Here is an 8050-nt window from a genome sequence, read left to right on the forward strand (position 1 = left end):
ACTACCTGAAGCAACACCGCTTATATACCCGCACACTTGGAATTATTTGAGTCTCTAAAAATGAGGGGATCTCTGAGGGTAAAAACAGTTTGCCTGAGAAAAACGATGTGGATGACTGTGGTATCGCAGATTTGCTCCGGAGTGTCTGTCTGAAGCTAATAGGTGAAACTGCCGCCAACCTTGAAAAATCGGGCCATAGGGCGTATAACCACGCGCTTGTCAGCGTATTGAGTGAGCCCATTGCCATGCAGCAAAAAGTGCCGCAGTTAAACGAAGTGCAGACCGCCCCCTTCTGGCAGATAAAAAGCCTGCAACAGATGACCACAGCCGAGTGGGAGTCCCTGTGCGACGGCTGCGGCAAGTGCTGCCTGAACAAGCTGATCGACGAGGACACCGAGGAGCTGGTGTTCACCAACGTGGCCTGCAACCTGCTCAATACCAAGACCTGCCAGTGCTCCGACTATGGCAACCGCTTTAAGAAAGAGCCGGACTGCCTGCAGATCACCCACGACAAGATTGCCGAGTTCAACTGGCTGCCCTCTACCTGTGCCTACCGCCTGCTGGCGGAGGGGCAGAGCCTGCCAGAGTGGCATCCCCTTATCACCGGCAGCCGCAGCGCCATGCACCAGGCCGGTCAGTCGGTGCGCGGCAAGGTGATCCATGAGGTACATGCCGGCGACTGGGCCGACCATATCATTACCTGGGCGAGCTAAGCCTTAAACCACCGTTTATTGCTTACTATAGGGGCAGGGGAGTGAGACTCCGCTGCCCTTGTAGTTTTTGGCATATAAGTGATCAGTTTTTTGCGATAAAGGCAGTTTGAAACTTCATGGTGAGATGAAAGCATCGTGAAGTCGTGAGAGGTCGCCTCTGACGCAGCCAGCACCCGTTAAACCGCATCCATGACAACAAGGGCTGCAGAGTTCACACTCTGCAGCCCTTGTTGCTTTCTGGCGCTTGCTAGCGATGTAGAGTGGTTTCCCCTCACCCTGACCCTCTCCCAAGGGGAGAGGGAATAGATCGAGGTTGCTATGCAAAACTCGTGGTGGTCGAGCATGGTTCTGCTCTGCTTTTCTGAGTACCTGAGTACCTGAGTACCTGAGTACCTGAGTACCTGAGTACCTGAGTACCTGAGTACCTGAGTACCTGAGTACCTGAGTACCTGAGTACCTGAGTACCTGAGTACCTGAGTACCTGAGTACCTGAGTACCTGAGTACCTGAGTACCTGAGTACCTGAGTGCCGATGAGCGCATCCGTGCATCAAGTGCGGGAGGGCAGTGGAGAGGCGTGATGGGGGCCAATGTCTGGCGGAGGGGGCGGCTCAGAGCCCACGAGCCAGCGGGCCTGGGAGGTGGGAAGCGGCTTGCACACTGCCAAACAGCCATAAAAAAACCGGCGCCTGGGCGCCGGTTTTTGTTCTCCGAGACTCTATTACAGAGAAGCGGTGAAGGTACGGGTGATGACGTCTTGCTGTTGCTCCTTGGTCAAGGAGTTGAAGCGAACGGCATAACCGGATACGCGGATGGTCAACTGCGGATATTTCTCCGGGTTTTCCATGGCGTCCAGCAGCATTTCACGGTTCATCACGTTGACGTTCAGGTGCTGACCACCTTCCAGGTTGGCTTCATGGTGGAAGTAACCATCCATCAGGCCGGCCAGGTTGGCTTTCTGGGCTTCCATGTCTTTGCCCAGCGCGTTTGGCACGATGGAGAAGGTATAGGAGATACCATCTTTGGCGTAGGCGAACGGCAGCTTGGCGACGGAAGTCAGGGAAGCAACGGCACCCTTCTGATCACGACCGTGCATCGGGTTGGCACCCGGGCCGAACGGCGCACCGGCGCGACGACCATCCGGGGTGTTACCGGTCTTCTTGCCGTACACCACGTTGGAGGTGATGGTCAGCACGGACTGGGTCGCCACGGCACCGCGGTAGGTGTTGAGCTTCTGAATCTTCTTCATGAAGCGCTCGACCAGGTCGCAGGCGATGTCATCGACGCGAGCGTCGTTGTTGCCGAACTGCGGGTACTCGCCTTCGATTTCGAAGTCGATGGAGACGCCATCGGCATCACGTACCGGCTTGACCTTGGCGTACTTGATGGCAGATAGGGAGTCAGCGGCGACTGACAGACCGGCGATACCACAGGCCATGGTGCGATAGACGTCACGGTCGTGCAGCGCCATCAGGGAGGCTTCGTAGCTGTACTTGTCGTGCATGTAGTGGATGATGTTCAGGGCGGCGACATACTGCTTGGCCAGCCAGTCCATGAAGTGATCCAGTCTATCCATCACGTCGTTGTAGTCGAGGTACTCGGAGGTGACCATTTCGGTCTTGGGACCGACCTGGATCTTGAGCTTCTCGTCCATACCGCCGTTGATTGCATACAGCATGGTCTTGGCCAGGTTGGCACGCGCGCCGAAGAACTGCATCTGTTTGCCGACGATCATCGGGGACACACAGCAAGCGATGGCGTAGTCATCGTTGTTGAAGTCCGGACGCATCAGGTCGTCGTTCTCGTACTGAACGGAAGAGGTCTCGATGGATACCTTGGCACAGTACTTCTTGAATCCGACCGGCAGCTTCTCGGACCACAGGATGGTCAGGTTCGGCTCAGGGGACGGGCCCATGGTGTACAGGGTATTCAGCATACGGAAGCTGTTCTTGGTGACCAGGGTACGGCCGTCAACGCCCATACCGGCCAGGGTCTCGGTGGCCCACATCGGGTCGCCGGAGAACAGTGAATCGTATTCCGGGGTACGCAGGAAGCGAACCATACGCAGCTTCATGACCATGTGGTCCATCAGCTCCTGGGCTTCTTGCTCGGTGATCAGACCCTTTTGCAGGTCACGCTCGATGTAGATGTCCAGGAAGCTGGAGGTACGACCGAAGGACATGGCCGCGCCGTTCTGGGACTTGACCGCCGCCAGGTAGGCGAAGTAGGTCCACTGGACGGCTTCTTTGGCGGTCTTGGCCGGTACGGAAATGTCGCAGCCATATTTGGCAGCCATCACCTTCATCTGGGCCAGGGCACGGTGCTGCTCGGAGATCTCTTCGCGCAGACGGATGGTGGCTTCCAGGTTGACACCGTTTTCCAGATCGGCCTGCAGGGACTTGAACTGGGCCAGTTTGTCGGCCATCAGGAAGTCGATACCGTACAGGGCAACACGACGGTAGTCACCGATGATACGGCCACGGCCGTAGGCATCCGGCAGACCGGTGATGACGCCGGACTTGCGGCAGTTCAGGATGTCTTTGGTGTAGACGTCGAACACGCCCTGGTTGTGAGTCTTGCGGTACTCGGTGAAGATCTTCTCGACCATGGGGTCAAGCTGGCGACCGTACACTTCGCAAGAGGTCTTGACCATCTTGATACCGCCGTTGGCGATGATGGCGCGCTTGAGCGGTTTGTCGGTCTGCAGACCAACGATTTGCTCCAGGCTCTGGTCGATATAGCCGGCATCGTGAGCGGTAATGGTGGAGGGCAGGTCGGTATCAAAATCGACCGGCGCGTGGGTGCGGTTCTCGATCTTGATGCCTTCCATGACCTTGTCCCACAGCTTGGTGGTAGCTTCGGTCGCGCCAGCCAGGAAGGACTCGTCACCTTCATACGGGGTGTAGTTCTTCTGGATGAAGTCACGGGTGTTGACAGAGGTCTGCCATTCACCGGCTGCGAAGCCTTCCCATGCTTTTTGGAACTGTTCGTTAAGTTCTGCCATTTTCATTACCTCTCAAGGTATTTATGTGTCTGCCGCCATCCTTAATGATGGCGACGGAAGATAAACCAGTAAGTCAGCCCAACCATGACGCCACCACCAATGATATTACCTATGGTGACAGGGATGAGGTTGTGCAGGACGAAGTTGGACACGGTCAGGTCGGCAAAGGTTGCCGGATCTTGGCCGATGGCCTGCCAGAATTCCGGGCTCGCGACGCTGTGGATGGCGATACCGACCGGGATCATAAACATGTTTGCGATGCTGTGCTCAAAACCGGAGGCCACGAACATGGCGACGGGAAGCAGCATCACCATCACCTTGTCGGTGGCGCTGCGGGCGCCGAAGGCCATCCACACGGCGAGACACACCATGAGGTTGCAGAGGATGCCAAGGGCCACGGCCTCGAAGAAGGTGTGATGGATCTTGTGCTGGGCCACTTTCATGGCGTTCAGCCCCCACTGACCATCCGCTGCCGTGTATTGTGCCGACATGATGATGAGGCCGACGATGATGAGACCGCCGATGAGGTTGCCGAAGTAGACCAGTCCCCAGTTCTTGAGCAGCTGGGCCCAGCTGATGCGATTCGCCGCCTTGGCTACCAGGGTGAGGGTAGTGGAGGTGAACAGTTCGGCGCCGAGCAGCACGCAGAGGATGAGACCGAGGGAGAAGCAGATGCCGCCCACCAGCTTGGACATGCCCCAGGCCATGCCGCTTGAGCCCGTGGTGACGGTGATATAGAAGACGAAGGCGATGGAGATGAAGGCGCCAGCGGTGATGGCCAGGGGAATGACCTTGTATGCGGGCTTGGTGGCCTTGGCATAGGTAATGTCTTCGGCCAGGGCGGCGATGGCTTCGGGCTTCAGACAATCAAAGGGAGATTCTGCTTTCAATTCTCAGTACCTGCATATTTTGCCTGTGGAAATCATAACAAAGGGGCTGATCCCCAAAATTGACTCCGATCAAGAATTACAGATTGTGAATGTAATTTTACTACAGGATTTTTCACCATCCGGAAGCGTTTCTTTACATCAGGTTTCAGGTGAAACAGAAATGAGTCTGTTATTAATTTTATGATTTTTAAGAACTTATAAAGGACACCCTTAAAAAAGTACCGGCCAGGCACCTTTGCGGCCGCACTGCACCATGAGTGCCAAATTAACAACCCCCTAAGAGGTATTTTTTGTCTTTTATTTCATCTTTGTGGCACGGCCAGCCAAAGCGTAGACCATAAAACAGAAGGGGCCCTCAGGGCCCCTTCGTCATATCAGCATATCAGTTCCAGGTGTGGATTCGTTTGGCTTTTTGCAATTTCTCGTAAGCGGCCAGCAGTTTCTGGTGCAGCGGGAACTGGGAGAGGGAGAGATCGGCGGCTTCCAACCCGTGGAAGCGCGCCTCGCCGCGGGCGTTGGCCCACGCCTGTGCCAGGGTCTCTTCCCCGAACATGCGGGCGAACACCGGACGGTACTGCTCGGGGTCGCGTTCCTCGTCGAGGAAAAGCTCGACGCAGGCGCGCAGGGCGCGGTAGTAAGCGGCGCGATCCGCCGGGAACACCGACTGGTTGAACTCCATGGTCCAGTCGATGAGGTCGAGGGCGCTCTCCAGGTCGCCTGCGGCCAGCGCCAGCATGGCTTTGAGCTCACCGACGCGCAGGGTGTGCAGGGCAGTGCCCTTGGCGGCGGCGATGCCGAGCAGCTCGCGCACCCGGGTCCGCTCGTCGTGACCCTCTTCATCCAGCTGGTCGAACAGGGCCATGTACTGCTCTGCGTCCCACTCGAGCGCCGGCAGCGCCAGGATGGTTTCCCGCAGGTGGGCCCCCATGGTGTTGTTGGCCAGCAGCAGATCTTCCACCGGATAGATGTCGGACATGCCGGGCACCAGGATACGGCAGGCGTAGACACCCAGGTGCTCGTAGTCGGCGATGTAGACCGGCTGCTCCAGCTCGTGGAAGATGCCGATCAGGTGGTCGAACTCCTCTTGCGAGGTGCCACGGAAGTCCCAGTCGGCAAACTCGAAGTCGGACTCTTCCTTGAACAGATCCCAGCTGATGAGGCCGGAGGAGTCGATGAAGTGGGTCTCCAGATTGTGGTGATCCGCCACCTGCTCGTTGTCAAACGACGGCGGCACGAAGACGTCCAGATCCTTGAGACTGCGCCCTTGCAGCAGTTCGGTGACGGTGCGCTCGAAGGCGACCTCGAAGCGCGGGTGGGCGCCGAAGGAGGCAAAGCAGGTGCCGTTGCTCGGGTTGAGCAGCACCACGCAGATGACCGGATAACGGCCGCCGAGGGAGGCATCGAAGCTGTAGATGGGGAAGCCTTCGGCCTCCAGTGCATCGATGGACGCCTTGATGCCGGGGTAACGGGCGATGACCTCGCCCGGGATCTGGGGCAGGCTGATGGCCTCGGCGATGATCTTGTTCTTCACGTGGCGCTCGAACACCTCCGACAGCCCCTGGGTGCGGGCCTCGGTGCGGGTGTTGCCGGCGCTCATGCCGTTGGAAACATAAAGGTTGCCGACGATGTTCATCGGGATGTAGACGGTCTGGTGGTCGGACTGGCGCTCGAAGGGCAGGGCGACGATGCCGCGCTCCTCGTTGCCGGATTGCAGGTCCACCAGCATGTCGGCGGTCACTTCACCGTCCGGGTTGTAGAACTTGCGGGTGAAGCTGTCGAGCAGACCGGCGGGCAGCTGATCCCCCTCGATGGGGAACCACTTCTCGTTCGGGTAGTGGACGAAGTCGCCATTGGCGACCTGCTCGCCCAGGTAGAAATCGGCGAAGAAGTAGTTGGTGGAGAGACGCTCGAAATACTCGCCAAGGGCGGAGGCGAGCGCCGCCTTCTTGCTGGCACCCTTGCCGTTGGTGAAGCAGAGGGCGCATTCCTTGTCCCGGATGTGCACGGACCAGACGTTGGGCACGGGGTTGAGCCAGGAGGCCTCTTCGATATCAAACCCCAGGGCTTGCAGCTTGGTCTGGAAGCGTTCGATGGAGTCTTCCAGCGCTGCGTCCTTGCCGGGAATAAAAGTGTGGTCGGTCATCACAATGTCCTGATTTTATGGGCTCATGTTTGGACGCAGATAATAGCATGAGTGACGGGGAAAGCGGCCAGGGCAATGGTGTGGGCTTGCCCAGGCCTGCATTGGATGGGCGGGGTGTGGTAGTGGGACCGGGCGGTGCGCTGCGGGGCGGCGATTTTTCATGGGAAAGAGGGTTGGGTCATCAGTTTTACTTAACATAATTAAGATAAAGTAAATTTTATTATGACCCTGTGCCCTTCATCATGGCGTCAACCGTTGGCGGGGGAAGGAAAAGAGGGGAGCGCCCGTGCCCGTTCCCCCCCCGTCTTGATGAACCTTGACCAGGAGTGCTGAATGTTCCCGATGATCCCCCGTATAGACCCCGAGATAGCCAGGTTGGCGCCGGGCTTTTGTGCCCTCAGCATCGTAGTGGAAGCCGCCCCCGTGATTGACACTCTGGTGGGGGAGCGGGCCCTGGCCCGGGCATGTGCGGCCCTTGGCACCGACGAGGCCCCCTGGGCCCTTGAACATCTGGCCGCCTGGGATCAGGTGTTCAAGGGGTTTGGCGCCAAGCCTGCCCGCACGCCCTGCTCGGCCCTGGCACTGCGCAAGCGGGTGCTGCGCGATGGCGTCTTGCCCGCCATCGATCCCGTGGTCGATCTCTACAACGCCATCAGCATCGAGTATGCCATTCCCGTGGGCGGGGAGGATCTGGCGGCCTATGTGGGAGCGCCGCGCCTGGTGATTGCCGATGGCAGAGAATGCTTTGACACCCTCAAAGAAGGGCTGCCAACCCAGGAGGCACCGGCTCCAGGAGAGGTGGTGTGGCGGGACGATCTCGGCGTCACCTGTCGCCGCTGGAACTGGCGCCAGGGGATCCGCACTCGCCTGAGCCTCTCTTCCCCCCGGATGTGGTTCATTCTGGAGTGTCTGCCGCCGATGCCGCGCACAGCCTTGTGGGAGGCCGGCGACAGGCTGATTGCCGGTCTCACGCAGATGATGCCTGGGGCCCGCATCGAGCAGACGCTGGTGGAGTGATTGAAGGAGCAGACGGAAAGATAAAAGGAGGCGCCCCATGCTCGCCCGGGCGGTCATGGGGCGGATCTTGCTCGCCATCACGCGCCATGCCACGTCTGTGCCACCCGCCTTTCCCCACCGCCTGTGAACACATCTGCAAGCAGAGGAACACAGCAACACGCCGGGCTGACATCGCCCCCTGGAGCTTGCCACGTCGGGGCCGGTGTACCCGCAATGCTGTTCACTTAAGCGGAGCCGCATTGCGATTTACCGGAAAACGGGTCTTTGATATCTTCACCGCCCTGG

5 protein-coding genes are annotated in these 8050 nt (G+C 58.5%); 2 read left to right on the forward strand and 3 right to left on the reverse strand.

Annotated elements, in window-relative coordinates; genetic code table 11:
• Positions 1-245 precede the first annotated feature (245 nt).
• Positions 246-713: a YcgN family cysteine cluster protein gene (locus OKC30_RS18685; RefSeq protein WP_109113289.1), complete on the forward strand. Its 468-nt coding sequence runs from the start codon at positions 246-248 to the stop codon at positions 711-713.
• A gap of 719 nt (positions 714-1432) precedes the next feature.
• Here the strand turns inward: OKC30_RS18685 and pflB are convergent.
• The 3 genes from pflB to ycaO form a co-directional block, all read right to left on the reverse strand.
• Positions 1433-3715, reverse strand: coding sequence for a formate C-acetyltransferase (gene pflB, locus OKC30_RS18690; RefSeq protein ID WP_010674504.1), 2283 nt, complete (start codon positions 3713-3715; stop codon positions 1433-1435).
• A 41-nt stretch (positions 3716-3756) separates the two neighbouring features.
• Positions 3757-4605 (reverse strand): formate transporter FocA, encoded by an 849-nt coding sequence (focA, locus tag OKC30_RS18695; protein ID WP_160838525.1) that lies wholly within the window; start codon positions 4603-4605, stop codon positions 3757-3759.
• Between the two features lie 382 nt (positions 4606-4987).
• Complete coding sequence (gene ycaO, locus OKC30_RS18700) at positions 4988-6748, reverse strand: 30S ribosomal protein S12 methylthiotransferase accessory factor YcaO (protein ID WP_010674506.1); 1761 nt, start codon at positions 6746-6748, stop codon at positions 4988-4990.
• A 333-nt stretch (positions 6749-7081) separates the two neighbouring features.
• On the opposite strand from ycaO, the gene OKC30_RS18705 reads away from it, so the two are divergent.
• Positions 7082-7765 carry a B3/B4 domain-containing protein gene (locus tag OKC30_RS18705; RefSeq protein ID WP_270665160.1) on the forward strand — a complete coding sequence of 228 codons (684 nt, stop codon included), beginning with the start codon at positions 7082-7084 and terminating at the stop codon, positions 7763-7765.
• Positions 7766-8050 lie beyond the last annotated feature (285 nt).

This window comes from Aeromonas sp. QDB18, from assembly GCF_027705325.1.
GTDB lineage: Bacteria > Pseudomonadota > Gammaproteobacteria > Enterobacterales > Aeromonadaceae > Aeromonas > Aeromonas caviae.